A 25223-nucleotide genomic window follows, 5' to 3' on the forward strand; every position below is an offset into this window, starting at 1 on the left:
CAGCCACACCCGAACCGCCGCCCCCACGCCCACCAGCGGCCAAGTGCCCCGGTGGGCGCGAGCCTGACCACGTTGCGTCAGGTTTTCCAGTCAGCACTAGGAGACACTCCCGGAAAAGTCAGCCGCCGGAGACGGGCTGGACGGGGAGGCCAGGGATGAGGGGGGTGAGCTGCTCGATGTCGTGGCGGGCGCGCAGGGCGACGATCTCGGCCGGGTCGGGCGGGCCGCCGGCCGTCAGCAGCTCGCCCAGCTCCCGCATGTAGAGCTCGTGCCCGGACGGGGCGACCACGAACAGCATCCGGGCCGGTGCCGAGCCGGGGTTCGCGAAGGCGTGCGGGCAGCCCGGCGGGACGTGCATCAGGCTTCCGGGCCCGCCGCGGGCGATCTTCTGGCCGTCGGCGCCCTCCCAGCGCTGCCAGTCCCCGGCGGTCCGCACGAGCGGCTCGAACGCGAGCAGGTCGAGCTCGCCGTCGAGGATGTAGAAGATCTCCTCGGCGGCGCCGTGTCGGTGCGCTCCGACGTCGAAGCCCGGTGGCACGTCGGCCTCGAACACCGACCAGCACGCCGAGACCTCGGCGCCGATCTTCAGTGTCATCCCCGCCGACTGGAAGCGCCGGCCCGCACCGGGCGGCAGGACAAGCCCATCGGTCATGCCACCACCCCTTCGCCGCTCGCGTCGGTCACCGGGGGCCGGTCATCATGGTCAGCGCGAGGAAGACCGCCGGCGTGTCGGTCATCGCCGCGCGGTCGTCGAGGTCACCGGTGACCACCACCGCTCCGGCGTCCCGCAGCTCGCGCGCCGCCGGCCGGTCCGGGTCGCGGACCAGGGCGTGCACCGTCCGGCCTCGCTCCAGCAGCGCGCGCGCCACGGCGCCGCCTTGCTGGCCCGTCGCGCCGATCACCAGAATTGGCTGGGATCCATCCGTCATGTCCGGAACGATAGGTCTCCGGGCTGTTCTCAGCCTGGTGCGATTGCCACCAGGCAATGGCGACAAAATGGCATCAGGCGGAGAGGACGTCGGCTGAACGGGCTCGGAGCAAAGCGGCAAAGGGGCCAGACATCTACGGGTGGTCATAGATGACGACCGATGGGCCAGCCGCCGATCAGGGGCAGTCACCGGCGGCGGCCCGACGCGCCGAGCTCGCCGTGTTCCTGCGCAGCCAGCGCGCGCGGCTGCGGCCGGCCGATGTCGGCCTGCCGTCCGGCCACGGCCGGCGCCGCACCCCCGGCCTGCGCCGCGAGGAGGTCGCCGAGCTGGCAAGCATGTCCCTCACCTGGTACACCTGGCTGGAACAGGGCCGGCCGATTCCGGCGTCGGACCAGGTCGTCGACGCGCTCGGCCGCGCGCTGCGGCTGGATCCCGACCAGCATCGCCACCTGCGGGCTCTCGCCGACCTGCCGATGCCACCCGTGACGACCCCCGCCGAGACGGCGACACCCCGGCTGCGGCGCCTCGTCGACGCGGCCGCCCCGAACGCCGCCTCCCTCTATGACCGGCATTACGACTTCATCGCGTGGAACGACGCCTACGTCCGCCTGCGGCATGACCCGGGCTCGATGCCACCGCCGCGGCGCAACCTGCTGTGGATGATGTTCACCGATCCCGAGAACCGGCGGCGAATGGCGGGCTGGGAGCCAGCCGCGCGCGCGGTGCTCGGCCAGTTCCGCGCCGCCGCCGGCCGCCAGCCCGACGATCCGCGCTTCACCGAGCTGGTCTCGGCGCTCACCGACGCCAGCCCCGAGTTCCGGCAGTGGTGGGCGAGCTACCCGGTGCGCGGCTTCAGACCGGCGACCATCGTGATCAACCATCCGATGGCTGGCCGGATCACCCTTGACCTGTTCCAGCTGCGGCCGGTCGAGCATCCGGACCTGCTCCTCGTCCTGCAGGTCCCGGCCGGCGCCGAGGACACCCGCCGCGCCCAGGCCGTTCTCGCGCCACCGGCCCGGCCGGCCGGCGGCGACGGGCCAGCCGCCGACATACCGGCATAGCGATCTCGGGGCGGTCGCGTGGCCGCCGTGTGGTCAGCTTCCGGTGCCGAGCGCTCGGGTCTCACATCGGCGAGTGGCCCACTGTGAGAGGACATTCACGGGCCTGAGACTCCTGACGGTGCGTGCCGTAACGGGATCGCAGTGCACTGGGCGTCGGCAGGGGCCACCCGACGACGTGTGACCCGACAAACGCCCGTCCCAAAGCAGGAGATCATGAGCCCTGAGGAGATCCGGCTGGTCCAGGAGACGTTCGGCGCCGTCGCGCCGGCGTCCGACGCGGTCGCCGCCCTGTTCTACACCCGGCTGTTCGAGCTCGACCCCGCCCTGCGCACGATGTTCCCGGCCGACCTGACGGAGCAGCGCGGCAAGCTCATGCACATGCTGGCCGTGGCCGTGAACGGCCTGTCCCGGCTCGACTCGATCGTGCCAGCGGTGCGATCCCTCGGCGTGCGGCACGCTGGCTACGGCGTCACCGACGCGCACTACGACACGGTCGCCGCCGCTCTGCTGGCCACCCTCGCCGAAGGCCTCGGGGATGCCTTCACCCCACCGGTGCGGGACGCCTGGACGAACGCCTACATCCTGCTCGCCGACACGATGAAGAGCGCGGCCCACGAGGCGGCCGCCGCCTAGACCTGTTCTCCGCACATAAGCGCATCACCGCAGGTCAGCGGCCTGACAATGTTGATCAATCGATGCATCGCCGCAGGTCACGGACCCATGTGCGGAAGACGGGCCTAGAGGGCCAAAGGAGGTGCGCAATGCTCCTCCTCCGCACCTCCGGAGGCCCCCGTCCCCAGAAGCACTAACGGCCGCGCAGGACGCGGCGGAGGACGGCGGTGAGCTGGCCGAGGCCGATGACGGCGACGGCAAGGGTGGCAGCGGCCGCGGCGACGGCCGCCGGGCCGCGCAGGGACGGCAGGACGCCGGCGGCGAGCAGCCCCATGGCGGTGATGATCACGCGAGTGGGCCGCTCCCCCACGGTGACGACGCCGATCTCGCCGAAGCCGGCGTTTCCGGCGCGGGCACGGGTGTACTCCAGCAGGCCCATGGCAGTGCCGGCGGCGACGGCGAGCCAGCCCGGCGCGCCGAGCAGCCACAGCGCGACCAGGTAGAGCATGTCGGCGACCCGGTCGGCCACCGAGTCCAGCACGAAGCCGGTGGCGCTCACCCGTGCGCGCAGGATCGCCACCGCGCCGTCGAGATTGTCCAGCAGGCCGCTCACGGCCACGACGAGCGCCGCCAGAAGCGGCCAGCGGCCGCTGGCCGCCACGGCGGGCAGCGCAAGGGCCGTCACGGCCGTCGCGGCGGCCGTCACGGCCGCCGGTGGAGTCCGGGCTGCGGCCAGCGGCCGGGCCAGCAGGTAGGTCACGGTCAGCCAGCCGCGGACGAGCGCTCCCCCCGTAGCCGGGTCGTAGCCACCGTGCGTCACCGCCCACGCAGTGAAGTAGTCGATTTGTCCGGGCATGGGGGTACGCACACGGCCCATCGTCGCCTCCCCGTAGAGTTCCCCGCGTGAGCGAGCAGATTTCGGGCGTCGTCGAAAGCCCCGACGACCTTGACCCGGCCGAGTTCTTCAACACGAACCGCGACCAAGTGGTGCTCGCGGTCAGGATCACGCCCGTCTTCGGCACGCTCGACCTGAACCTGGTGATGGCCGTCGTGGACGCCGCGAACGAGACGGGGTTCGCCCTCGTCCGCGAGCAGCCACTGCGCGACGAATATCTCCTGTGCGTCTTCGACGCCTACGAGGACCAGGACTAGCCCAGAAAGAGGCTGGCCACCGCCACATGCGCCAGCCCCGGAACCACGCGAAAAGGGCGCCCAGCGCCCGACACGAGGCGAGCGCGCCCAGCGCCTCCCTCGAGACATTGACGCAACCTGGCCACAGCCAGTAACGGCGCCACTAGCGCTGCATCAACCCAGCCACCTCGCCTGCCCGGAAAGAGGCTGGCCACCCCCACATGCGCCAGCCCCGGAACCACGCGAGAAGGGCGCCCAGCGCCCGACACGAGGCGAGCGCGCCCAGCGCCTCGCCTCGACACCGAGGCGAGCGCGCCCAGCCCCACCTAAGGCATAGAGGTAACCCGACCACAGCCGGTGACGGCGCCACTAGCGCTGCATCAACCCAGCCACCTCACCTGCCCTGAAAGAGGCTGGCCACCCCCACATGCGCCAGCCCCGGAACCACGCCGGGAGGGCGCTCAGCGCCCGATAGCGAGGCGAGCGCGTTCAGCGCCTCGCCCGCACTGTTTGGCAGACCTCGCGGGTCGCGCTGGACCGGTTCAGGGTGATGAAGTGCAGGCCGGGGGCGCCGCCCGCGAGCAGCCGCTCGGACAGGTCGACGGCCACCTCGATACCGATCGCCCGCACCGCCGCCGGGTCGTCGGCCGCGGCGCGCAGCCGCGTGACGAGGTCGGTGGGGAGGTCTGCGCCTGACAGCAGGGCCATCCGCTCGATCTGCGCGACGTTGGTCACCGGCATGATGCCTGGGATGATCGGCGCCTCGCAGCCCCGCGCGCGGACCCGTTCGACGAGCCGGAAATAGTTGTCGGCGCCGAAGAAGAACTGGGTGATCGCGTAGTCGGCGCCGGCGTTGAACTTGCCGACCAGGAAGTCCGCGTCGCTCTCCAGGTCTGGCGAGCGCGGGTGCTTGTCCGGGAACGCGGCGACACCGACGCAGAAGTCGCCGAGCGACTTCACCAGCTCGACGAGCTCGCTCGAGTAGCGCAGCCCCTCCGGGTGGGCGACCCACTCGCCCTGCGGGTTGCCCGGCGGGTCGCCGCGCAGCGCCATCACGTTGCACACCCCGGCGCCGGCGTAGTTGCCGATCACCTGGCGCAGCTCGGCGACGGAGTGGTTCACCGCCGTCAGGTGCCCGATCGGGGTCAGCGTCGTGTCGGTGGCGATCTGCTCGGTGACCCGGATCGTGCCGTCGCGGGTGGACCCGCCTGCGCCGTAGGTCACGGAGACGAACGACGGGTGTAGCGCCTCGATCTCGCGCAGCGCCCGCCACAGCGCGCGCTCGCCGTCCGCGGTCTTCGGCGGGAAGAACTCGAACGAGTACGAGATCTCACCGGCGTCGAGGAAGTCCCGCACCGTCCTAGGGCGCTCCGCCGCGGGAGCGGGAGGTTGTGTCCTCGGAGGCAAGGTCACGGGAGCGCTCCCCACCGCTGTCATGTAGTGAGCGTAGCGGCGGCGCGTGCCACTTCCAGAACCACCCCTCCGCTGTGTTGATGGTTCGCGCCGTCCTCCTCCGCTCACGGGCGCTACGGCGACCTCCGCTGCGGCCCAACCACGTCACGACCTCCGAAATCGGCTTCGCCGATTCCGCAGGGACCCCGTCGCTCGTGACCGGGCCTCCGCGGAGGCGCGCCTCCGCGCCCAGCTCGGTCACGAACCGCTTGAACGTCACCAATCCAAGACGGCGCCGGAGCGCGCTGCCTGCAACTCAGATCTGGCGGGTGCCGCCGGCGGCGGGGGTGCCGACGCGGACCGGGCCCCCGTGGCTGCGTACCAGGACGGTGCTCGGCGCGTCCGGGTCGGAGTCGACGTCGACGCGCGCCGGGCTCGCCGGGTCCGCGGACTCGACCTCGACCGCGTATCGGCCGTCCGGCAGCACGACGGTGATCGCGCCAGGGCCGCCGGTGATCGCGAGTCGCCGCGGCTGGCCGGTGAAGTGCAGGCTGATGTCCCCGGCCACGCTGCGCGCGGTCACCGCCGCTCCGGACAGCTCGCGTGCGGCGATGGTCGCCGTCTCGGTGACGAGCACCAGGTCCCCCGCCGAGCCCCACATGCTGATCTCACCGGAGCGCAGCTCGACACGCGCCGGCGTCGCGCGCGGCAGCCGCAGCCGCAGCCGAGCCTCGCTCGCCTCGCCGTCCAGGCGCAGCGTCCCGTCGGCCACCGTCAGCCGGGGCAGGGCCCGGCCCACCCGGCGACGTACCGTCAGATCGACCCGCGCGTCGGCACGGTCCTCCTCGCCGATCTCCACCCGGCCGACGGCGAGACGGACCTCGACGGCGCGCACCCCCTCGACCGTGCGCACGGCGGACATCGGCGGGCGGCGCAGCAGCCGCAGCCCGCCGACCGCGAGCGCGAGGAACACAGCCGCGAGCACCACCACGAGCGCGTTGCCGACGGGACCGGACACGACGGAAGCTCCATACAGGTATGGATAGGGGACGGATGCGTGGAGGCGCGCCTCCACGGAGCCCCGGCCACGAGCGAAGCGAGGCGGCCCCGCGCGAGTTGAGACTCAGATTGCCGACGTTACAGCGACAGGCGAGCAAGCCGGGAGCGAATGTATGCCCTCCGCGGAGGCCCGGCCACGAGCAAAGCGATACGGCCCCGGCGGGGACCTCGCACCGGACGGGGCTGGTCATCGATTGATGACGTTCAATCGGTAGGTGACCGAGCGGCGCGGAGGCGCGCCTCCGCGGAGGCCCGGCCACGGAGCGAAGCGAACGTGGTTGGGCCGCAGCGGAGGTCGCCGCAGCGCTCGTTCGCGGAGGAGGACACGGCGCGGAGGTCCCTTGGGAGCGAAGCGAGTAAGGGGCCGTAGTGCCGTGCCCGCACGGAGCGAACCAATGTCACAGGAGGCGGCGTGCGGACGGTGACCGGGCCGACGGACCACGTGGTGGTGGTCGGCGCGGGTCTGGGCGGGCTGTCCGCCGCGCTGCGGCTGGCAGGAGCCGGCCGGCGGGTGACCGTGCTGGAGCGGGCGGACGTCCCCGGCGGTCGGGCCGGGGTGTGGCGCGCCGGCGGCTACCAGTTCGACACCGGCCCGACCGTGCTGACGATGCCGGACCTGGTCGCCGACGCGTTCGCCGCCGTCGGCGAGGACCTCGCCGACTGGCTGACGCTGCGCCCCCTCGACCCGATGTACCGGGCGCGCTTCGCCGACGGGTCGACGCTTGACGTCCGGGCCGACCCTGAGGCGACGGCCGCCGGCATCGAGGCGCTGTGCGGCCCGGCGGAGGCCGCCGGCTACCGGCGTTTCGTCGAGCTGGTGAGCGCGATCTACCGGGCCGAGATGCACGGCTTCATCGACGCCCAGCTCGACTCGCCGCTGGCGCTGCTGCGCCCGTCGCTCGCGCGCCTGGCCGCGCTCGGGGCCTTCCGCCGCCTCGACCGGCTGGTCGGCGCCCACCTGCGCGACCCGCGGACCCGCCGGCTGTTCTCGTTCCAGGCGATGTACGCCGGCCTCGCGCCGAGCCAGGCGCTCGGGGTCTATGCGGTGATCTCCTATATGGACTCGGTGGCGGGCGTGTTCCACGCCGAGGGCGGGATGCACGCGGTGCCGACGGCGATGGCGGCCGCCGCGGCTAAGCACGGCGTGACGCTGCGCTACGGCACCGCGGTCACCGAGGTGGAGGTCCGGGCCGGGCGGGCGGTGGCGGTGCGTACCGCCGACGGCGAGCGGGTCGCCGCCGACGTGGTGGTACTCAACCCCGACCTACCGACCGCCTACCGGGAGCTGCTGCCGCCGGCCGTGGCGCCGGCGCGGCTGACCCGGCTGCGCTACTCGCCGTCGTGCTTCCTGCTGCTCGCGGGCGCGAGCGCCGCCGCCCACCCCGACGCCGGCCGCCCGGACACCGCCGCCCAGCACACGATCCACTTCGGCCAGGCCTGGCGCCGGACGTTCGCCGAGATCATCGGGCGGGGCGACCTGATGACCGACCCGTCGTTCCTGGTGAGCGTCCCGTCGGTGACCCAGCCCGCGCTCGCGCCGGCGGGCGGGCACGCGTTCCACGTGCTGTTCCCGACGCCGAACACGGTGACGGGTGCGGGGCTGGACTGGTCGGTGATTGGCCCGCGTTACCGCGAAGAGGTGGTTGCGGCCCTGGAGAGCCGGGGATACCGGGGTTTTGGCGCTTCGGTGGCGGTAGAGTCGATCACCACGCCGGCGGACTGGCAGGCGCGCGGGATGACCGCCGGCGCGCCGTTCGCGGCGGCGCACACCTTCCGGCAGACCGGCCCGTTCCGGCCCGGAAACCTGGCTCCCGGCCTGGAGAACGTCGTGTTCGCCGGCAGCGGCACCCGCCCGGGCGTCGGCGTGCCGATGGTGTTGATCTCCGGGCGGCTGGCGGCGGAACGTGTCATCGGGAGCCGCGGCGCCCGGCTACTCCCGGTCAGTACACGCGCGCCCCTAACCGCCTTAAGAAACCGTAACCGCCTTAAGAAACCGTAAACAAACGGGACGAGCCCGGCCGAGCCTCGGCTTTCCCTGCCGGTTTCCCGGCACGGCTGGGAGAATGAGCCCATGGAAGATCGGGAGGAGGCGCTGACCGCACCGGACACGACCAGCGACGCGGCGCTGCTGGAACGCGCGCTGTTCGAGGTGAAGAAGGTCATCGTCGGCCAGGACCGCATGGTCGAACGGATGCTGGTCGCGCTGCTGGCGCGCGGGCACTGCCTGCTGGAGGGCGTGCCGGGCGTGGCGAAGACGCTGGCCGTGCAGACGCTGGCCGACGTCGTGGGCGGCAGCTTCGTGCGCATCCAGTTCACCAATGACCTGGTCCCGTCCGACATCGTCGGTACACGGGTCTACCGGGCCAGCCGTGAGACGTTCGACATCGAGCTTGGCCCGATCTTCGCGAACTTCGTCCTGGCCGACGAGATCAACCGGGCGCCAGCGAAGGTGCAGTCGGCGCTGCTGGAGGTCATGTCGGAGAAGCAGGTCTCGCTCGGCGGCGTCACCCACCGGCTGCCGGTCCCGTTCCTGGTGCTGGCCACCCAGAACCCGATCGAGTCCGAGGGCGTCTACCCGCTGCCCGAGGCGCAGCGCGACCGCTTCCTGATGAAGGTCAACGTCCCGTACCCCACGGCGGGCGAGGAGCTGGAGATCGTCCGGCGGATGGGAGTGCGCCCCCCGAAGGCCGACCGGGTGCTCGACCCGAAGACGCTGGTGCGTCTACAGGAGCGGGCCGACGACGTTTTCGTCCACCACGCGATCATGGACTATGCCGTCCGGCTGGTGCTGGCGAGCCGCGCGCCGGAGGCGCACGGCCTGCCCGACCTCGCGGGCCTGCTCACCTACGGCGCGTCGCCGCGCGCCTCGCTCGGCCTGATCGCGGCCGCGCGGGCGCTCGCGCTGCTGCGCGGTCGGGACTACACCGTGCCGGACGACGTGCGCGCGGTCACGCTCGACGTCCTGCCGCACCGGCTCGTGCTCTCCTACGACGCGCTCGCCGACGGCCTGAGCTCCGACGAGATCGCCGCCCGCATCGTCGCCGGCATACCGGCTCCGCAGATCGCCCCCCGTCAGCAGGCAGGGGCGCGTGTCCCGGTCGGCGCCAGCGGCCGCTGGTCCCCGAACGTCAGCTCCGGCTTTCCCGAGTACCAGGACGAGGACCGGCCGGCATGACCGACCCCCGGCCGGGCATGGGCTGGCGTGCCCGGTTCACCGCCGGGGTCTCCGGCGGCTCGTCGCCGTGGGACGGCTCGCCGCCCGTGCCGGGCATCGGCCGGCCGTGGGCCGGGACCGCGCCGGGCACCGGCACGGCAGCCGGGACGGCCACGCGCGCGCCGGCCGGGACCACTAGCCCCGACGGCACCGGCGGGGCGGCCGGGCCTGACGGGCGGCCACACATGCGGGCCACCGATCCGGTGGTGGAGCGGACGCTTCGCCACCTGGAGCTGACCGTGCTGCGCCGGCTCGACGGGCTGCTGCTCGGCGACTACCTCGGAATCCTGCCCGGGCAGGGCAGCGAGAAGTCCGAGAGCCGCGAGTACCAGTTCGGCGACGACGTCCGCAGGATGGACTGGGCGGTCACCGCCCGCACGACCGTCCCGCATGTGCACGACCTGATCGCCGACCGCGAGCTGGAGACCTGGGCACTGGTCGACCTGACCGCGAGCCAGGGCTTCGGCAGCGCCCGCTGCGAGAAGCGCGAGCTCGCGATCGCCGCCACCGCCGCCGTCGGCTTCCTGACCGCGCGGACCGGCAACCGGATGGGCGCGGTCGCGCTCACCGACACCGGCACCCGGGTGATCCCGGCAAGACCCGGCCGCGCCGGCCTGCGCGCGCTGCTGCGCACCCTGCTGGCCATCGAGCCCTCCGCCGCCGTGCCGCCGGGACGGGGCACGTTCGGGCGCCGCGCGCCCGACGCCGCCCAGGCGTCCCGGTTCGCCGGCCAGCCGGCGGCCCCCGCACACCAGCAGGCGCCTCACGCGCGACGTCCCGCGGCGCCGGGGAGCCGCCGGATGGGCACCGACCTCGCGGCGGCGCTCGAGGCGCTGCGCCGGCCGGTACGTCGGCGCGGGCTGGTGGTCGTGGTGTCCGACTTCCTGTCCGTCGACCTGAGCTGGGCACGCCCGCTGCGGGCGCTCGCCGGCCGGCACGACATGCTCGCCGTCGAGATCGTCGACCCGCTGGAGCTGGCGCTGCCCAACGTGGGGCCGCTCGCCGTCGTCGACCCAGAGACGGGCGACCTGTTCGACCTGCCCACCCACTCGCGCCGCTTCCGCGAGCGCTACGAGGCGGCCGCGACCCGCCACCGCGACGAGGTGGCCGCGGCGCTGCGCGGCGCCGGCGCGGCGCACCTGCGCCTGCGCACCGACACGGACTGGCTGATCGAGATCGCCCGGTACGCGGCGGCGAGCCGTCGAGGGCAGGCCGCGCTGCGCGGAGCTGGCGGGGGCGGGGGCGCCGCCAGGGCACGCGCCGCCAGGCAGGCGGCCGGCCAGCACCGCCCGGCGGCCACGGTCCGCCCGATCCGAACAGGCGATACGACGACATGAGCTTCCTGTCCGCCCAATGGCTGTGGCTGCTGTTCGCCGTCGCGGCGCTGCTCGCCTGGCACATCGTCGTCTCGGTCCGCCGCCGCGGCTACGCGGCCCGGCTCGCGTCCGCCTCCACGCTCGCCTCGGTGCTGCCGATGCGGCCGCGGTGGTGGCGCCGGCACATCCCGGCCGCGCTCATGCTGCTCGCGCTCACCGGGATGGTCTTCGCGCTCGCCCGCCCGGCCAAGACGCAGCGGGTGCCACGGGAACGGGCCACGATCATGCTCGCGATCGACGTGTCGAACTCGATGGCGGCCACCGACATCGCCCCGAACCGACTGGCGGCGGCCAAGCAGGGCGCCCAGGCGTTCGTCGACCAGCTGCCGCCCAGGATCAACTTGGGGCTCGTGTCGTTCTCCGGCAGCGCCGCGGTGCTGGTGCCGCCGAGCACCGACCGGGAGGCGATCCGCTCGGCGATCAACGGCCTGCAGCTCGGCCCGGCGACCGCGATCGGCGAGGGCATCTACGCGTCGCTGCAGGCGATCAGCGCCGCGGGTGAGCGCCTGTCCGACACCGGCCAGTCCCCGCCGCCGGCGGCGATCGTGCTGCTCTCCGACGGGGAGACGACCAGGGGCCGGCCCAACACCCAGGCCGGCCAGGCGGCCAAGGACGCGCACGTCACCGTCGACACGATCGCCTACGGCACCGCCGGCGGCACGCTCGACGTCGGCGGGCAGCTGATCCCGGTGCCGGTGAACGAGCCCGCGCTGCGCCAGATCGCCGAGCAGACCGGCGGCTCGCACCACCGGGCCACCTCGGGCGACGAGCTCACCTCGGTGTACAAGGGCCTGGGCAGCTCGATCGGCTACCGCAAGGAGTTCCGCGAGATCACCCCTGCCTTCGTCGGCGCCAGCCTCGCGCTCGGGCTGGCCGCCGGCGCCCTCGGCCTCGCCTTCGGCCGCCGGCTCCCCTGAACCCGCGAGCAGGGCCAGCGGTTCAGGCGAGCGCCTTGCCCGGGGCAGGGGTCCCCGGGGTCCCTGCCGGATCGGCGACAGGGTCCCTGCGGATCGGCGGAGCCGATCTGGGAGGTTAGCGATCTGGGAGTTCGGCGATCTGGAAGGTCCGCGATTCGTCTCCCGATCCATCTCCACGCCAGACTCACGGAATCACGCCTGGTCGGACATTGGCGAATTGGTGGGGCAGGCCGTAGCGTCGGGGGCGGGGGTCCCCGGCGATCTGCCCTGTAGCCAGTCCCGCGTCGGACTCACGGAACCAAGGTTGTCGAGGAATCTGGCAGATCGGTGGGGCAAGCCGTGAGCGTCGCCCAGGACGCCGAGTTGGCCGCGATCGCCGCGGAGCCGATACTGCGCCGCTCCTACGCCGCCGCGCGCAAGCTCAACGTCGAACACGGCCGCACCTACTATCTGGCGACCCTTCTGCTCCCGGCATGGAAGCGGCCGTATGTGCACGCCCTCTACGGGTTCGCACGGTACGCCGACGACATCGTCGACAGCCTGGACTCCCAGCTGCCGGCCGCCGAGCGGGCCGCCTGGCTCGCCGACTGGGGCGGCCGTCTGGTCGACACCCTGCGCCGCGGCGCGGACGCCGGGCCCGCCGATCGCGCACGGCATCCCGACCGGGACGACGTGTCGGTGCTGCCGGCCGTCATCCACACGATCCGCCGCTGGGACCTGCCCGTCGGCTACTTCGACTCGTTCCTCGCGTCGATGGCGATGGACCTCACCGTCACCGGCTACGACACGTTCGACGACCTGATGACCTATGTCTACGGCTCGGGCACCGTCATCGGCCTGCAGATGCTGCCGGTCCTGGGGCCCTCCTCCCCCGCCGCGGCCCCGTACGCCGGCGACCTCGGCACCGCCTTCCAGCTGATCAACTTTCTGCGCGACGTCGGCGAGGACCTGCGCCGCGGCCGGGTCTACCTGCCGCGCGAGTCGATGGACCTGTTCGGCGTCACCCGGGAGAAGCTCGCGACCGGGGTGGTCGACGGCGCCGTGCGCCGGCTGCTGTGCCACGAGATCGGCCGGGCGCGTGAGCTGCTGCGCGGCGCCACTCCCGGCATCCGGCTGCTGCACCCGACCTCGCGCGACTGCGTCTGGACGGCGGCCCGCCTCTACGGCGGCATCCTCGACGAGATCGAGAAGGCCGACTACCAGGTGCTGTCCCGCCGGGTCGCCGTGAGCACGCCGCGCCGGCTCTCCGTCGCCGGCGGCGCCCTGCTACGCAGCCAGAGCCGCCGCCTCGTGCCGCGGCAGCGCTAGAACTCCCCACGGAAACGATCCGCTCGATCACCCACAGGCGCGGATGGCGTCGATGTTCCACTGATAGCGTGGCTGGTACCTAGACGCGTCATCTAGGTACCGGCTCGGCCGCGCGGCTGTCGATCGAACGCCGCCGGGGAAAGCGCCGGCCCCAATCTCATTCAGGAACGACGGGACTCGATGCTCGACAAGCGCTTCATCCGGGAGAACCCGGACGTCGTGAAGCAGGCGGTGCGCGTCAAGGGGCTCGACCTTGACGTCGACGAGCTGCTCCAGCTCGACCAGGACAACCGCAAGCTGCAGTTCGAGGTCGACACGGCGCAGGCCCGCCGCAAGTCCTTCTCCAAGGAGTTCGCCAAGGCCGACGAGGTCCGCAAGGCCGAGCTGCGCGCCGAGAGCACCACCTTCGACAAGCAGCTGCAGGAGCTGCGCGAGCAGCTGTCCGCGACCAGCGCCCGGCTGAACGAGCTGATGCTGGCGACGCCGACCATCCCGTGGGAGGGTGCGCCGGTCGGCGCGGACGAGTCCGCGAACACGGTCGTGCGCACCTGGGGCACCCCGCCTGAGTTCGACTTCACCCCGCTCGACCACGTCGACCTCGCCGAGAAGCGCGGCTGGGCCGAGTTCGCCCGGGCGCGGCGGGTCGCTGGTGAGCGCGCCTACGTGCTGTGCGGCGACGCGGTGCTGTTGGAGCGGGCGCTGCACTCGTACGCCCTCGACCTGCTGCACGGCAGCGGCTTCCGGCTGATGTCAGTGCCCTCGTTGGTCAAGGAAGCCCCGCTGGTCGGCACCGGCATGCTGCCGAAGGGCCGCGCCGAGATCTACGAGATCCCGGCCGACGACGCCTTCCTCGCCGGTACCGCCGAGGTGTCGCTGGTCGGCCTGCACGCCGGCGAGATCCTCGACGCCTCCCGGCTGCCGATCCGGTACGCGGGCATCTCGCCGTGCTTCCGCCGGGAGATCGGCAGCGCGAGCCGGGACGTGCGCGGGCTGCTGCGCGTCCACCAGTTCGAGAAGGTCGAGCAGTTCGTCATCTGCGCCGACGACCAGGACGAGTCGGACCGCTGGCACGCGGAGCTGCTCGGCACCGCCGAGTCGATCCTGCAGGCCCTGGGGCTGGCGTATGAGGTCGTCGAGTGCGCCACCGGCGACATGGGCGTCGGCAAGTATCGGATGAACGACATCAACACCTGGTTCCCGTCGCTCGGGCTGTTCCGGGAGACGCACAGCTGTTCGTCGCTGAAGGACTGGCAGGCGCGGCGGGCGAACGTGCGCTACCGGACCGCGGGCGGCGAGGTCCACTTCGCCTACACCCTGAACAACACCGCGGTCGCCACCCCCCGGCTGCTCGCCGCCGTGCTGGAGAACTTCCAGACGGCCGACGGCGCCCTGCGGGTGCCCGAGGTACTCCGTCCCTACCTGGGCGGCCGCGAAACGTTGTGACGCCCCTGGGGGCGCCCCGCTGGGGCCGCACCATCCGCGGCAGGGGCCCTGCCGCGGATCCGGTAACTTCGCCGACGGGTACCGTCGGACACTCCGTGCCTCCAAGGTTCCGCTAAGGCGATACCAAGGCAACACTTAGCCGGACTCAACAGGCTTGGGCGGTCGGCGGCCGAAAGGCCAAAGAGCGTGCGAAAATGATCTTCTTTCGCACGCTCGGCGGCCATGATCCTCGGGATCACTGTTGGACGCGGACGGTAGGGGCAGGGCGTGCGGAGGGCAGGGAGGCCCGGTAGGTGAGCAACTCGAAGACGCGACGACGGCGCGAGCTGGAGATGGCCAGAGCGCAGCGAGCGGCGGAGCGCCGGCAGGCCGCCCGCCGTCGGCGGCAGCGGATCATCACCATCGTCGCGGCCGCGCTGGTGGTCGTGCTGGGCGGCACGATCACGGCCGTCGTGCTGGCCACCACCGGTGACGGCGGCACCGCCACGGCCACCGCGAGCCCGAGCGCGAGCGCGAACGCGGCCACCACCAAGGTCGGTGACTGCGTCTACACCAAGGACGCCTCCGGCCAGGCGCCGGCGAAGGACGTCTCGATGCCCGCCGCGGCGCCGGCCGTGAGCACCAAGCCCGCGACGATGACCATCAACACGAACCTGGGCACGATGGTCGCGACCCTCGACCCGGCCAAGGCGCCGTGCACGGTCCACGCGATGTACGCGCTGGCGCAGCAGAAGTACTTCGACGACACCCCCTGCCACCGCGAGACCTTCGGGCCCGAGGCCGGCATCTACGTCCTGCAGTGCGGCGACCCGACCGGCACCGGCTCGGGCAGCCCCGGGTTCACCTACAAGAACGAGAACACCGCGGGCGTCAACTACAACCGCGGCGTGCTCGCCATGGCCAACGCCGGCGCGGACACCAACGGCAGCCAGTTCTTCATCAACTACGCCGATCCGAGCGAGGAGGGCGCCCAGGCGCTCGCCGGCGGCTACACCGTCTTCGGCCAGATCACCCAGGGCCTGGACATCCTCGACAAGATCACCAGCCCGGGTGTCGAGGAGGGCGGCTCGGACGGCGCTCCCGTCACCAAGCCCCAGATCACCTCCATCACCGTCGACCAGGAGCAGCCCGCGGCCACCGGGTCCGCGTCGCCGGCGCCCGCCACGAGCCCGGCCGCGTCGCCGGCTCCGACCGCCACCGCCAGCCCGACGTCCTGACGGGTACGGCAAGGGCAAGCCCGACAGCCCAGCCGGGGCTGACCTCGCGGAGGTCAGCCCCGGTGGCGTTTCACGGCGCTAGGAGGCGTTCCACTTCCGGACGGTGTCGATCCTGGCGCGCAGCTGGGCCGCGGTGGCCTGGCCGCTGGGCGGGCCACCGCAGGCGCGGCGGAGCTCTGCGTGGATCATGCCGTGGGGGCGGCCGGAGCGGTGGTTGTTGGCCGCGACCAGCCGGTTGAGCTCCTTACGCAGCTCGCCGATCACCTCGTGGACCGGGCGGTCGCCCTCCTCCTCGACCGCGGGCGGGCCGGCCTGGGCCGGCGGCGCGACGCCCGCCGCGGTGTCCTTGGCCGCCTTGGACTTGCGGGCGCGCTCGGCGGCGACCTGCGAGGCCTGGCGCTGGCGCAGCAGCGTGGCGACCTGCTCGGGCTCCAGCAGGCCGGGCAGGCCCAGGAAGTCCTCCTCCTCGGCCGAGCCCGCCGCGGCCGGCGCGCCGAACTCGCCGCCGTCGAAGATGACCCGGTCCAGCTCGGCGGAGGAGTCCAGCGCGGTGAACGGTGAGTCCGGCTTGTCGGTGGTGTCGCGGCGCCGGTTGGCCTCGCGCAGCGCGTCGTCGTCGAACCCCTCCGGCTCGCGCAGCGGTTTGTCCAGCGCGTGGTCGCGCTGGACCTCCATCTGGCCGGCGAGGTCGAGCAGCACGGGCACGCTGGGCAGGAACACCGACGCGGTCTCCGCCCGCCCGCGGCCGCGCACGAACCGGCCGACGGCCTGCGCGAAGAACAGCGGCGTCGCCACGGACGTCGCGTAGACGCCGACCGCCAGCCGCGGCACGTCGACGCCCTCGCTGACCATCCGTACCGCGACCATCCAGCGGTCCGTCGAGCGGCGGAACGCCTCGATCCGGTCGGAGGCGGTCGGGTCGTCGGACAGCACGACCGTGGGCTCGGTGCCGCTGATCCGGCGCAGCAGCCCCGCGTAGGCGCGGGCGTTCGCGTGGTCGGTCGCGATCACCAGGCCGCCCGCGTCCGGCATGCCGCCGCGGCGGACCTGGGTCAGCCGCATGTCGGCCGCCGCGAGCACCGCGGGGATCCAGTTGCCCTTCGGGTCGAGCGCCGTGCGCCACGCGGCGGCCGTCTGCTCGTTGTTCAGCGGCTCGCCGAGCCGGGCGGTGAGCTCGGCGCCGGCGCTGGTGCGCCAGCTCATCTCGCCCGAGTACGCGAGGAAGATCACCGGACGGACGACGCCGTCGCGCAGCGCCTCGGCGTAGCCGTAGGACGAGTCCGCGACGCTGCGCGTCACCCCGTCCTGCCCCGGCACGTAGGTCACGAACGGGATCGGGTTCACGTCGGAGCGAAAGGGGGTCCCCGTGAGCGCCAGGCGGCGCGTGGCCGGGCTGAACGCCTCCCGGATGGCGTCGCCCCACGACAGGGCGTCGCCGCCGTGGTGGATCTCGTCGAGGATCACCAGCGTCCGCCTGGCCTTGGTGCGGGCCAGGTGCAGCGCCGGATGCGCGGCCACCTGGGCGTAGGTGAGCACGACGCCGGTGTAGTCGCGCGAGGTCGCGCCCGCGGAGTTGCGGAAGTTCGGGTCGAGCGAGATGCCGACACCCGCGGCGGCGTCCGCCCACTGCCGCTTGAGGTGCTCGGTCGGCGCGACGACCGACACCGCCGTCACCACACCGGCGGCGAGCAGCTCGGCGGCGGCCGTCAGGGCGAACGTCGTCTTGCCGGCGCCCGGCGTCGCGACCGCGAGGAAGTCGCGGCCACCGGCGGCCGAGGTCGTGCGGTAACGCTCCAGCGCCACCCGCTGCCACTGCCGCAGCGGGCGCCCCACGGTTCGCGGGCCAGGAACGGTCTCGGCGGTCTGCCGCTGTATCTGCCGGGTTGGCTCGGATTGGTGGCGGACGTTCACGGGCTCTGACTCTATGGGGCACCACCGACAACTGGTCGCCCCCGGGGCCAGCGCCGCGCCGACGCCCGCCTCCCGGTGGCCAGGCGGCGGCGCGCGGCGCGGCACGGAACGGGTGACGGCGCGATGACCATGCCAGCCCAGGACGCCCGCGCCCGATGCCTGGGGTTGTTACCGACAGCGAAGCAGAGTGATCTGCACCACATCGGGCCGGCGAGGATTTCCAGCACGGTAGGCGGCACGAGCGTTGGTGACGACCATCTGCACGACAAGATGCACATGCAGTCACGGTGCGCCACGCCGAGGCCACGGACTGAATACGGAGCGCCGAACGGGTAGCTACATTCCGTTTGCCGAAACTCGGGCCTGCACGTTCCGTGAACAATTCCGGAGCGGGCAGCGGTGGACCTGCCTTTCCAACCGGTTACGCTGATCGTGTCCATTGCCTGACCTGGAGGTTGCGCGATGCCGGCACAAGTCGGGACCGAGGCCCGTCCCATTGCGACAGAACCGCGTCGCATGCTGGCCTCCGACCGCGGTCGCGTCACACTTGCCCGGGGCGCCCACACCGGTCAGGGCAACCGCGGCCAGAACACCGCCGGCCCGGGCGCTCACCGCCAGCCCGGCCAGCCCCGCCCAGCCGTCGGCCCACCCGATTCCGAGATGGATGCGGCGAGGCCGGCGCCCGCGCGCACGCCCAATGGGCGGCTGCGCACCTGCCGGGAGGAGAAAGGCTGGTCCCAGGAGCGACTCGCGGTCGAGCTGCGCCGTTTCGCGGTTCTACACGAGGGCCGAGAGGCCGGCGTCACCGGCAACATGATCTGCAAGTGGGAGAAGGGCGACAAGAAACCAAGCCTGCGTTACCAGCGGCTGCTGCGCGCACTTTTCCACCGTTCATCAGCGGAACTCGGGTTCATCGACGACGACCCGTCGACGGGTGTGTCCGCGCCGGGCATGACGGCGGGAATTCTGGGTATAGCGGATGTCGTGGACCCGCACGTAGTGAGCACCATGGCCACGAACAGCTCCAGAAACCATGTCGACCCGACGTCGCCGATTGTCCTGCGCGCCGACGAGGATGTGCACGGCATTCCGGTCGAGCGGCGCGGATTCCTGCGGATGATGGCGGCCGGCGGTGTCGCCGTCGTCCCGATCGGCGCCGCGGTGGCCACTGCGGGCGCCGCCGACGAGGCCCCCTGGGACCGGCTCTCGGCGGCCCTCAGCCAGCGCAGCCCCGTCACCCCCGAGCTCGCCCACCAGCTCAGCCAGCACACCGCCGGGCTTTTCGGCCTGGAGGAGCGGGTGCCCGCCCGCACACTGCTGGGCCGCGTCACCGGCCACCTGTCCACCCTCACCCAGCTGCTCGAGTCGACGACCCGCTCCCCGATCCGGCGCGAGCTCGCCAGCACCGCGGGCGAGACGGCGGCGCTGGCCGGCTGGCTGGCGTTCGACATGAACGACAGCGCCTCGGCGCTCGCCTACTACCGGGTGGCCATCGAGGCCGCCAGGGAGGCCGACGATCCGGCGTTGTGGGCCTGCGTGCTCGGCTACGAGAGCTACCAGCCGGGCGCGGCCGGCCGCCACGACCAGGCCTGCGCGCTGCTCGCCGAGGCACAGCGCCGGATCGGGCGCGGCGCGAACCCCCTGACCCGGTCATGGCTCGCCGCCAGGGAGGCCGAGGAGCAGGCGGCGCGCGGCGACGGCCGCGCGGCGGCCGCCGCGGTCGACCGGGCACAGGAGGCGTTCGCGAAGGCCGACACGCCGGACCGGGTCTGGACCGGATTCTTCGACCGAGGCCGCCTCGACGGCCTGCGGGTGACCACGATGATGCGGCTACGCCGCCCGACCGCCGCCTACGCGGCGGCCAGCGATGCGCTGCGCGCGGCCGGCCCCGCCGCCACCAAGAAGCGTTCCCTCCTGCTCGCCGACATCGCCGAGGTGCACCTCCAGCGGCGCGACATCGACAGCTCCTGCCGGTTCGCCGCCGACGCGCTGGCCATCGTCGCGCAGACGGACTTCTCCCTCGGCCTCGGCCGCGTCCAGCGGGTCCGCCAACGCCTCGCCCCGTGGCAGTCCACCGTCGCCGTCCGCGACCTCGACGAACAACTCCGCGCCCTCGCTGTATAGCTGGTTCGCTCCGTGCGGGCACGGCGCTACGGCCCCTTACTCGCTTCGCTCCCAAGGGACCTCCGCGCCGTGTCCTCCTCCGCTCACGTGCGCTACGGCGACCTCGCGGAGGCCCGACCCACTTCGCTTCGCTCGTGGGCCGGGCCTCCGCGAGGTACGCCTCCGCGCCAGCTCGGTTGCGTGCCGCCGTAACGTCACCAACCCGAAGCCGGCAGCTCTCGCATAGCCGCCACCTCGCTTCGCTCGTGGACGGGCCTCCGCGCCGGCCCGGTGGCGTCCCGCTGCAACGTCACCAATCCAAAACCGGCCCCGACACGGGGCTAGATCCTTCGCGGGAACCACCGCTTGGGCGTAAAGCCCACCCCACGAGCGCAGCGAAATGCCCCCGACACGAGGCCCGGCCAGGGTGCTGCACGTTCCAGCGGCGGGTGACCGTGCTGGGCGCGGAGGCGCGCCTCGCGGAGGCCTGCCTACGAGCGAAGCGAAGTGGGTCGGGCCGCAGCGAGGTCGCCGTAGCGCCCGTGAGCGCAGGAGGACGGCGCGCGGAGGTCCCTTGCGAGCCGCCAGGCGAGCAAGGGACCGGAGCGCGCCGTCCGGACGGAGCGAACCAGAAACAACCTTTAGCCCCGACCCCACGCTTGTCCCAGAGCGAACCAGCAACAACCTTCCCGCCCAACCCCGGGCCGAGCGCGGGGCCGGAGCGGACCAGAAATACGGCTCCGCTTGTGGAATAGCCGGTCGGCCGGAGCCGGTTACCGTATTCTCGCTTGTCCGGCGGCAGGGTATTTCGACATCGGCGTGGACCCACGGAACCTCGAATGGGAACGGAGTCCGGCCCGAAATACTGAGCCCGGAAAATGAGCGTTCACACGGGATAGGGGTAATTGTCGGGGCATGAGGCCACCGCGCCCCGGGCGTGGAGGTCGTCGATGGCCGCCTCGTCGTAGCCGAGCTCGGTGAGGATCTCCCGGGTGTGCTGGCCGTAGAGCGGCGCCGGCCGGTCCGGGCGGGTCGGGGTATCGCTGAAGGTCATGAGGTTGCCGAACTGGCGGACCCGGCCGAGCAGCGGGTGGGTGTGCTCGGTGACCAGGCCGAGGCGCACCAGGTCCTCGTCGAACAGCAGGGTCTCGCCGTCGCGGGTGTCCGCCGAGATCTCGGCCGGCACCCCGGCCGCGTCGAGGGCGCGCACCCAGGCCAGCGCGCGGTCGGCGCGGAACGCCTCGGCGAGCAGGGCGGTGAGCTCGGCGCGGCGCTCCTCTCGGGCGTCCGGCGTGGCGAACCGCGGGTCGGAGGCGAGCTCGGCGCGGCCCAGCACCGCGCACAGCGCCGGCCAGTGCTCGGGGCGCACCGCGGCCAGCTGCAGCCAGCCGTCCCGGGTCTCGTACAGCCGGTAAAGCGCGCCGAGGCCGAGCTGCTCGCGATCGAGCGTGCCGCGCGGCGACGGGGTGCCGTCGGCGGCGAGCCAGGAGTCGGCGGTGTGCAGCATGCTGCCGTGCAGGATCGACGTCCACACCGACTGGCTCACCCCGGTGCCGCCGCGGTGGAAGAGCGCGACCAGGACGCCGAAGACCGACGGGATGGCGGCGGCGATGTCGCCGTGCCCGTAGCGGTACCAGAGCGGCGGGTTGCCCTCGGGGACCGGGCCCTGCTCCCATTCGATGCCGCTGGCCGCCTGGCCGAGCGGGTCGAGCCCGCCCAGGTGGGAGTACGGCCCCACCGGCCCGTACATGTACGTGTTGCAGTACAGGATGTCGGGTCGCACCGCCTTGCAGTGCTCGTGGCCGATGCCGAGCCGGTCGGCGATGCCCTTCTGCATGTTGTGGTGGACGACGTCGGCGGTCGCGACCAGCCGCAGCGCGATGGCCAGGCCCTCGGGCTTCTTCAGGTCGAGAACGATGTCGCGCTTGCCGCGCTGGCAGCCCAGGAACGGGCCGACGTTGCGGTGGCGCATGCCGTCGCCGTGGATCGACTCGACCTTGATGACCTCGGCGCCGAGGTCGGCCAGCAGCATCGGCCCGAACGGGCCAGCCAGAAACTGGCCGAAGTCGATGACGCGAATGCCTTCGAGTGGCCCGGGCACGGTCAGATCACTCCCTTCGCGCGCAGGTCGGCGAGCTCGGCGGCGTCGTGGCCGAGCGCGCCGAGCACCTCGTCGGTGTGCGCCCCGGCCGTCGGGCGCGGCCCGGCCACCGCGCCCGGGGTCGCCTCGAGGAAGACGACGGGGCCGACCTGGGTGGTGGGACCAACCTCGGGGTCGACGACCTCGACCACCGATCCGGTGGCCAGCAGCTGCGGATGGCTGAACCGCTCGTGCGGCGGCCCGATCGGCTCGGCGTTGCGCCCGGCGGCGTGGAACTCGCCGATCAGCTCGGCGCGGTCACGGCAGGCGAAGGCCGCCGCCTTCTTCGTCTCGCGCGCGGCCCGCTCGGCCGGCGACATCGCGTAGACGACGGCCGGTTCGACGTCCTCGATGCCGAGGATCTCGCCCTCGGTGCGGGTCGGCTTCCCGCCGGTCACCATCGCCGCATGGATCCACTCGCCGTTCGCGCACTCGTAGATGCCGGCCTGGTGGATGGAGGGGAACGAGTTCGGCAGGCCATGCTGGCCGGTGTCGGTCCAGTTCCAGTTCTGGGTGGTCAGCGACATCGCCCCCGCGAGCAACGACACCTCGACCCGCTGGCCCCGGCCGGTGCGCTGCCGGGCGACGAGCGCGGCCATGATCGCTACGGGGACGAGATACGCGGCGGCGAGGCTCGCCACCGGGCTGTGCTGGAACACCGGCCCGGGGCGGTGGCTCGGGACCTCCCAGTGCAGCCCAGCCCGTGCCGACACCAGCGCGTCGTAGCCGGGCCGGTCCGCGAAGCGGCTTCCAGCCGGCCAGGCCGGCACCGCGCAGTAGACGAGCCGGGGGAACTCGTCGCGCAGGTCGGCGTAGCCGAGCCCGAGGCCGGCCATCGTCCCGGCCGCGAACGCCTCCACCAGCACGTCCGCGGTGGCGAGCAGCTCTCGGAACAGCCTCGTGCCGTCGGCGCTCTTCAGGTCGAGCGTCACCGAGCGCCTGCTGCGGTCGTAGACCACGGACGCGGGCTCGGCCCGTCCGGGCCGGCCGCCCGGCGGCTCGACCTTGATCACGTCAGCTCCGTGCTCGGCGAGCTGCAGCACGCCGAGCGGCCCGGCGATCCCGCCGGTCAGATCCAGCACACGAACACCGTCAAGAGCCTGCATGGGCCGCGCCTAGGCCTTCCGTCTCAGCCGTCCACCCGGATCTGGGCCGGCGCTCCCGAGGGCTCCGAGGGCCCGGGGGTGGCGCGCCGGCGGCGCCCGGCCGGTGATCCGATGGTCGGTCAGGAATGGTTCGTCCGAAATGGGCGGTCAGGGGCTCTGAACGGGCCGCAGGTGCTGGTCTAGGAACGCGGTCGCGTCCGCCCAGGCCGCGAGGTCCGCCGCCTCGTCCCGCATTGGGCCCCATGGGGAGCTGAACGCGTGACCGGCGCCGGCGTAGCGGCGGACCTCGGCGTCGACGCCCCAGCTCTCGATGCGGGTCCTCAGCTCGTCGAGCAGCTCCGGTGGCGCGACCGAGTCGGCCTCGCCGTAGAGGAACAGCGCCGGGCAGGTGAGCTGCCAGAGCAGGTCCAGCGGGTGCACGGGCGTGCGTGGCCCGAGCTCGTGGAAGCGGGGCTGGCTCGGGTAGTAGAGCACCGCGGCGGCGACGTCTCCACGGCCGCAGGCGGCGAGCCAGGCCAGCGTTCCGCCGGTGCAGTAGCCCCAGACGGCGACCCTGCGCGCGTCCACGGCGGGATGGGCGCGCAGGGCGTCGACGGCGGCGGCCAGGTCGCGTGCGCCGCGGGTGAAGTCGAGCCGGTCGACGTGCTCGCGGACCTCGGTGAAGTCGTCGTAGGCCTCGGTCTTGGCCGGGCCCTGGCCGCGGTAGTAGTCGGGCACCGTCGACGCGTAGCCCAGGTCGGCGAGCCGTCGCTGGACGTCCAGGATGAACGGGTTGACGCCGTAGGCCTCCGCCCCGAGGACGACGCCGGGAAACGGCCCCGGGCCTTCCGGCGTCACTACGGGCGACGCCGGGCCAGGCAGGAAGCGCTCGGCTGACGCTAAGTCGGACTCCACCTCGATCGGCCCACCTCAGGCTCGGTCCACCAGTTTTCGTGGCAGTGTCGCGACGTGAATACTAGGTCCGGCCGAGCAGGACCGCCAGCGATGACCGTCGTCCGCCTGCCGCGGACGAGCGAAGCGAAGTCGCCGGCTCAGGGATCAGGCTCCCGGTTTGGTGCCGGTCAAGCGGGTCGCAACCGTGCTGGGCGCGGAGGCGCACCTCCGCGGAGACCCCCTACGAGCGAAGCGAAGTCTCCCCGCGGAGGCGCCTTCGGACTGGTGACGTCAAAGCGTGACGCACCTGAGCTGGCGCGAAGGCGCACCTCCGCGGAGGCCCGGCCACGAGCGAAGCGAAGTGGTTGGGCCGCAGCGGAGGTCGCCGTAGCGCACGTTCGCGGAGGAGGACACGGCCCGGAGGTCCCTTGGGAGCGAAGCGAGTAAGGGGCCGGAGGGCCGTGCCCGCACGGAGCGAACCAGCAACACCGCCCGCACGGAGCGAACCAGAAACTCAGCCGGGGGTCTGGCAGGCGCGGAAGCAGTCGTAGACGCCGCCCACGGTGCGGACGGCGGCCAGCACGGCGTCGAGCTGGTCCGGGCCGGTCACCTCGACGGTGAAGCGGGCATGCGCGACACGGTCCTCGGACGTCGACGTCGACGCGGCGCGCAGGCCAGTCGCCGTGTCGGAGAGAACCTCCGTGATGTCGGCGAGCAGGCCGTACCGGTCGAAGGCCTCGACACCGATCTCCGCGGGGAAGGTGTGCGCCTCCGGGCATCGCCAGGACAGCACCTCTACCGGCTCCCTGACCGGCCCAGACGGGCCGGACGGCCGGGTGTTCGGGCATTCGGCGCGATGCAGCGTCACCGCGCTGTGGTTCACGTTCTGGCTCGTGACGAAGCCGATGAGCTTGTCCCCCGGCAGCGGGAGACAACATCGCGCGATCCGCACCGGGGCGTCGTCCGTCTGCCCTTCCAGTGACGCCATGCCCGCCCAGGCAGGCGTCGGCCGTCTGCCCACGACCGGCACGCCGGCCGGTCGCCCACTGCGGCTCCCTCGCGCGCGAGTGGAGGAGGCGGTGCCCGCGTCGGCCGTCGCCGGCCGCACGTCGACGGCGACGCCTGTAGCGCCAGGAGCAGCGGTGGCGGCGCCGGCTACGGCCGCCGACTCGGTGACGACCGTCGACTCGGCGGCGGGCGTCGACTCGACGGCGGACGCGGGAGCGGCGGCCGCGCAGGTCACCGCTGCTGGCGCGTCCGGCGCGCCTGCCGCCCAGGGGGTCATCTGGGCGTGACCCGCCGCGCCCGCGCCGGCCGGGACGGGCCACTCCCTCGGCGGATCGGCGGAGAGCTCGGCGGCCGGGGTCGGGCCGCCCGCCGCGGACGCGGCTCCGGCCGACTGGCCGACGCCACCAGCGCCCACCGTGGCAG

Annotated in this window: 21 protein-coding genes; 11 read left to right on the forward strand and 10 right to left on the reverse strand. The window is 73.0% G+C overall.

Annotation, left to right across the window (positions count from 1 at the left end; translation table 11 throughout):
* Positions 1–118: 118 nt before the first annotated feature.
* Both BCD48_RS35760 and BCD48_RS35765 read right to left on the reverse strand, forming a co-directional pair.
* On the reverse strand, positions 119–652 hold the full coding sequence (locus tag BCD48_RS35760; RefSeq protein ID WP_071052839.1) for a cupin domain-containing protein: 534 nt from the start codon (positions 650–652) through the stop codon (positions 119–121).
* Between the two features lie 28 nt (positions 653–680).
* On the reverse strand, positions 681–929 hold the full coding sequence (locus BCD48_RS35765; protein ID WP_157910601.1) for an NmrA family NAD(P)-binding protein: 249 nt from the start codon (positions 927–929) through the stop codon (positions 681–683).
* A gap of 149 nt (positions 930–1078) precedes the next feature.
* On the opposite strand from BCD48_RS35765, the gene BCD48_RS35770 reads away from it, so the two are divergent.
* Both BCD48_RS35770 and BCD48_RS35775 read left to right on the forward strand, forming a co-directional pair.
* Positions 1079–1990 carry a helix-turn-helix transcriptional regulator gene (locus tag BCD48_RS35770; protein ID WP_071052841.1) on the forward strand — a complete coding sequence of 304 codons (912 nt, stop codon included), beginning with the start codon at positions 1079–1081 and terminating at the stop codon, positions 1988–1990.
* A gap of 213 nt (positions 1991–2203) precedes the next feature.
* Entirely contained in the window at positions 2204–2623 is a 420-nt protein-coding gene (locus BCD48_RS35775) for a globin family protein (protein WP_071052842.1), read from the forward strand.
* 172 nt (positions 2624–2795) lie between these two features.
* Here the strand turns inward: BCD48_RS35775 and BCD48_RS35780 are convergent, their stop codons facing one another.
* Positions 2796–3479, reverse strand: coding sequence for a CDP-alcohol phosphatidyltransferase family protein (locus BCD48_RS35780; RefSeq protein ID WP_071052843.1), 684 nt, complete (start codon positions 3477–3479; stop codon positions 2796–2798).
* A gap of 26 nt (positions 3480–3505) precedes the next feature.
* On the opposite strand from BCD48_RS35780, the gene BCD48_RS35785 reads away from it, so the two are divergent.
* Positions 3506–3754 carry a hypothetical protein gene (locus tag BCD48_RS35785; RefSeq protein ID WP_071052844.1) on the forward strand — a complete coding sequence of 83 codons (249 nt, stop codon included), beginning with the start codon at positions 3506–3508 and terminating at the stop codon, positions 3752–3754.
* Positions 3755–4222: 468 nt separating this feature from the next.
* On the opposite strand, the gene metF is transcribed toward BCD48_RS35785, so the two are convergent.
* Both metF and BCD48_RS35795 read right to left on the reverse strand, forming a co-directional pair.
* The gene (metF, locus tag BCD48_RS35790) at positions 4223–5170 is read right to left on the reverse strand and encodes a methylenetetrahydrofolate reductase [NAD(P)H] (RefSeq protein WP_491677195.1); all 948 of its coding nucleotides are present in this window, start codon (positions 5168–5170) and stop codon (positions 4223–4225) included.
* 271 nt (positions 5171–5441) lie between these two features.
* Positions 5442–6143, reverse strand: coding sequence for a DUF4097 family beta strand repeat-containing protein (locus BCD48_RS35795; RefSeq protein WP_071052846.1), 702 nt, complete (start codon positions 6141–6143; stop codon positions 5442–5444).
* A gap of 453 nt (positions 6144–6596) precedes the next feature.
* Between BCD48_RS35795 and crtI the strand changes: the two genes are divergently transcribed.
* From crtI to BCD48_RS35830, 7 genes are all read left to right on the forward strand, one after another.
* Positions 6597–8183 (forward strand): phytoene desaturase family protein, encoded by a 1587-nt coding sequence (gene crtI / locus BCD48_RS35800; protein ID WP_071052847.1) that lies wholly within the window; start codon positions 6597–6599, stop codon positions 8181–8183.
* A gap of 72 nt (positions 8184–8255) precedes the next feature.
* A complete protein-coding gene (locus tag BCD48_RS35805; protein WP_071052848.1) occupies positions 8256–9359 on the forward strand; it encodes an AAA family ATPase in 1104 nt (367 codons plus the stop codon).
* 224 nt (positions 9360–9583) lie between these two features.
* Positions 9584–10735, forward strand: a complete 1152-nt coding sequence (locus BCD48_RS35810) for a DUF58 domain-containing protein (RefSeq protein ID WP_083419715.1) — start codon at positions 9584–9586, stop codon at positions 10733–10735.
* Positions 10732–11691 (forward strand): VWA domain-containing protein, encoded by a 960-nt coding sequence (locus BCD48_RS35815; protein WP_071052849.1) that lies wholly within the window; start codon positions 10732–10734, stop codon positions 11689–11691. Before BCD48_RS35810 ends, BCD48_RS35815 begins: the two co-directional genes overlap by 4 nt.
* Positions 11692–12030: 339 nt before the next feature.
* Positions 12031–12999, forward strand: a complete 969-nt coding sequence (locus BCD48_RS35820) for a phytoene/squalene synthase family protein (protein ID WP_071052850.1) — start codon at positions 12031–12033, stop codon at positions 12997–12999.
* 180 nt (positions 13000–13179) lie between these two features.
* A complete protein-coding gene (gene serS, locus BCD48_RS35825; RefSeq protein WP_071052851.1) occupies positions 13180–14442 on the forward strand; it encodes a serine--tRNA ligase in 1263 nt (420 codons plus the stop codon).
* 293 nt (positions 14443–14735) lie between these two features.
* Positions 14736–15659, forward strand: coding sequence for a peptidylprolyl isomerase (locus tag BCD48_RS35830; RefSeq protein WP_071052852.1), 924 nt, complete (start codon positions 14736–14738; stop codon positions 15657–15659).
* 78 nt (positions 15660–15737) lie between these two features.
* Here BCD48_RS35830 and BCD48_RS35835 read toward each other — a convergent pair whose 3' ends face one another.
* Positions 15738–17534 carry a DEAD/DEAH box helicase gene (locus BCD48_RS35835; RefSeq protein ID WP_071052857.1) on the reverse strand — a complete coding sequence of 599 codons (1797 nt, stop codon included), beginning with the start codon at positions 17532–17534 and terminating at the stop codon, positions 15738–15740.
* Positions 17535–18230: 696 nt separating this feature from the next.
* On the opposite strand from BCD48_RS35835, the gene BCD48_RS35840 reads away from it, so the two are divergent.
* Positions 18231–19694, forward strand: a complete 1464-nt coding sequence (locus BCD48_RS35840) for a helix-turn-helix transcriptional regulator (RefSeq protein WP_071052858.1) — start codon at positions 18231–18233, stop codon at positions 19692–19694.
* 865 nt (positions 19695–20559) lie between these two features.
* On the opposite strand, the gene BCD48_RS35845 is transcribed toward BCD48_RS35840, so the two are convergent.
* The 4 genes from BCD48_RS35845 to BCD48_RS54410 all read right to left on the reverse strand — a co-directional run.
* The gene (locus BCD48_RS35845; protein ID WP_071052853.1) at positions 20560–21774 is read right to left on the reverse strand and encodes a CaiB/BaiF CoA transferase family protein; all 1215 of its coding nucleotides are present in this window, start codon (positions 21772–21774) and stop codon (positions 20560–20562) included.
* Positions 21775–21776: 2 nt separating this feature from the next.
* Positions 21777–22919, reverse strand: a complete 1143-nt coding sequence (locus tag BCD48_RS35850; protein ID WP_071052854.1) for a CaiB/BaiF CoA transferase family protein — start codon at positions 22917–22919, stop codon at positions 21777–21779.
* 147 nt (positions 22920–23066) lie between these two features.
* The gene (locus BCD48_RS35855) at positions 23067–23813 is read right to left on the reverse strand and encodes a dienelactone hydrolase family protein (RefSeq protein WP_157910602.1); all 747 of its coding nucleotides are present in this window, start codon (positions 23811–23813) and stop codon (positions 23067–23069) included.
* Between the two features lie 493 nt (positions 23814–24306).
* Positions 24307–25223, reverse strand: a 917-nt coding sequence (locus tag BCD48_RS54410; RefSeq protein ID WP_241842262.1) for an ACT domain-containing protein, incomplete at its 5' end; no start/stop codon positions are given.

This window comes from Pseudofrankia coriaricola (assembly GCF_001854805.1).
Lineage (GTDB): Bacteria > Actinomycetota > Actinomycetes > Frankiales > Frankiaceae > Pseudofrankia.

Bases quoted from the DNA above. Each gene is read 5' to 3' on its own strand.
- BCD48_RS35760 (WP_071052839.1), bottom strand. From the start codon at position 652: ATGACCGATGGGCTTGTCCTGCCGCCCGGTGCGGGCCGGCGCTTCCAG.
- BCD48_RS35765 (WP_157910601.1), bottom strand. From the start codon at position 929: ATGACGGATGGATCCCAGCCAATTCTGGTGATCGGCGCGACGGGCCAG.
- BCD48_RS35770 (WP_071052841.1), top strand. From the start codon at position 1,079: ATGACGACCGATGGGCCAGCCGCCGATCAGGGGCAGTCACCGGCGGCG.
- BCD48_RS35775 (WP_071052842.1), top strand. From the start codon at position 2,204: ATGAGCCCTGAGGAGATCCGGCTGGTCCAGGAGACGTTCGGCGCCGTC.
- BCD48_RS35780 (WP_071052843.1), bottom strand. From the start codon at position 3,479: ATGGGCCGTGTGCGTACCCCCATGCCCGGACAAATCGACTACTTCACT.
- metF (WP_491677195.1), bottom strand. From the start codon at position 5,170: ATGACAGCGGTGGGGAGCGCTCCCGTGACCTTGCCTCCGAGGACACAA.
- BCD48_RS35805 (WP_071052848.1), top strand. From the start codon at position 8,256: ATGGAAGATCGGGAGGAGGCGCTGACCGCACCGGACACGACCAGCGAC.
- BCD48_RS35810 (WP_083419715.1), top strand. From the start codon at position 9,584: ATGCGGGCCACCGATCCGGTGGTGGAGCGGACGCTTCGCCACCTGGAG.
- BCD48_RS35815 (WP_071052849.1), top strand. From the start codon at position 10,732: ATGAGCTTCCTGTCCGCCCAATGGCTGTGGCTGCTGTTCGCCGTCGCG.
- serS (WP_071052851.1), top strand. From the start codon at position 13,180: ATGCTCGACAAGCGCTTCATCCGGGAGAACCCGGACGTCGTGAAGCAG.
- BCD48_RS35840 (WP_071052858.1), top strand. From the start codon at position 18,231: ATGGATGCGGCGAGGCCGGCGCCCGCGCGCACGCCCAATGGGCGGCTG.
- BCD48_RS35850 (WP_071052854.1), bottom strand. From the start codon at position 22,919: ATGCAGGCTCTTGACGGTGTTCGTGTGCTGGATCTGACCGGCGGGATC.